Origin of the sequence: Pseudomonas sp. 51_B (assembly GCF_017491595.1) — a bacterium.
Taxonomy (GTDB): domain Bacteria; phylum Pseudomonadota; class Gammaproteobacteria; order Pseudomonadales; family Pseudomonadaceae; genus Aquipseudomonas; species Aquipseudomonas promysalinigenes.
This window is the reverse complement of record NZ_JAFGYW010000084.1, coordinates 1-687: the sequence shown is the minus strand read 5'-3', so window position 1 is coordinate 687 and position 687 is coordinate 1. Positions and strand designations below refer to the sequence as shown.

At 60.1% G+C, this 687-nt stretch carries 2 protein-coding genes; one reads left to right on the top strand and one right to left on the bottom strand.

Annotated elements, in window-relative coordinates:
- Positions 1–222: DNA/RNA nuclease SfsA (locus tag J5M56_RS23745; RefSeq protein ID WP_207937911.1), on the top strand; the 222-nt coding region annotated here is incomplete at its 5' end.
- Here J5M56_RS23745 and J5M56_RS23740 read toward each other — a convergent pair.
- A complete protein-coding gene (locus J5M56_RS23740; RefSeq protein ID WP_207808186.1) occupies positions 219–536 on the bottom strand; it encodes a Rieske (2Fe-2S) protein in 318 nt (105 codons plus the stop codon). The genes J5M56_RS23745 and J5M56_RS23740 overlap by 4 nt on opposite strands.
- Positions 537–687 lie beyond the last annotated feature (151 nt).

Below are 687 nucleotides of genomic sequence, written 5' to 3'. Positions count from 1 at the left end.
CTGGCGCATCTGGCGCGCGACGGCATTCGGGCGGTGCAGTTGTACTGCGTGAACCTCACCGGCCTTGATGCCGTGCGCCCGGCCGAGGAAATCGATTGGGCTTACGCCGAGGCGCTGCGTGAAGCGGTCGCCTGCGGTGTTGAGGTGTTGGCCTACGGTGTGCGCCTGGACCACGAAGAAATGGTCATCGACCGCCGACTCGACGTGCGGCTAAACGGTTAAACGTCGACCCACACGCCTTGTGTATCTTCCCAGCATTCAATTGCCGTGAGCGATTGCCCGGCGCAGGGGCCGGCAACGCATTCGCCGTCCTCGATCAGAAACAGTGCACCGTGGGTGGCGCACTGGATCAGGCTGTTGCTTGGGTCGAGAAACTGGTCGGGCTGCCATTCCAGCCCGACGCCGCGATGCGGGCAGCGATTGAAATAAACGAAGACTTGGCCACCCCGACGTACGGCAAACAGCTTTTTGCCTTCGATTTCGAAACCGCGACTGCCACCTTCGGCCAGCTCACTGCCGGCGCAGAGAAACTTCATGGCTAACCTCTAATGTCCGCTCGTGTCTGGATATGTCCGAGCTTGACGTTCAAATGCAAACAATTATCAAATGGCGACCTTCTCCCACAGGGAGTCTGGCCGTTGCCGAGGATACTTGGCTCGCTGCGCCGATGCCCGGGAAACCTTGTTC

Bases quoted from the DNA above. Each gene is read 5' to 3' on its own strand.
- J5M56_RS23740 (WP_207808186.1), bottom strand. From the start codon at position 536: ATGAAGTTTCTCTGCGCCGGCAGTGAGCTGGCCGAAGGTGGCAGTCGC.